Source organism: Rahnella sp. P4_A8 (assembly GCF_056402435.1).
Map to the genome: position 1 here is coordinate 1 of NZ_JBFUHK010000386.1, position 542 is coordinate 542.

The following is a 542-nucleotide window of genomic DNA, read 5'->3' on the forward strand; positions in this document are numbered from 1 at the left end:
AGCGTCTTCGATGACTTGCTGACTTAAGTAAGGTGCATCAACAATCATTCGCAACCCTAATCCATAAGCGTAATCAGGTTAAAAATTATAACCACAGTGAATGGCAGGAGGAACGTTAATCACTATTTCAAGCTCTCGTTTTTCAACAAACCCAAAAATGTGAGGTCACCGAAAACATCATATTTGCATGCTTCGCGGCATACTAATGTATGACTAACTATTTTCCCCTGAGAATTATAATTAGGCCATGTATTTATTTTAAATTCATTTTCACGTTCTTGCTCACTTAACATCTCGCAGGCTTCGTCGAATGCACGGAAGTGATACACATCTCTGAAAGCCATCTGTGCGATGATAATTTCCGCATTCCAAAAGTCAGCAGGATCTAATCCGGTGAAATAGATATCACTCCACTCCAAAATACGATCAGTTTTATCGTCAAACTGAGGAAAGTCACACTCATCATAAAATATGCCACCGCAGCGGTGACGTTCATTATGGATAAGTTTTTTAGATGTACCACTTTCTGACGGCGACTACGT

The 542-nt window shown here is 39.7% G+C and carries 1 protein-coding gene; it reads right to left on the minus strand.

Annotation, left to right across the window (positions count from 1 at the left end; translation table 11 throughout):
• Positions 1-122: 122 nt before the first annotated feature.
• Positions 123-419, minus strand: coding sequence for a hypothetical protein (locus AC1DUO_RS26155; protein WP_421589637.1), 297 nt, complete (start codon positions 417-419; stop codon positions 123-125).
• Positions 420-542: the final 123 nt, after the last annotated feature.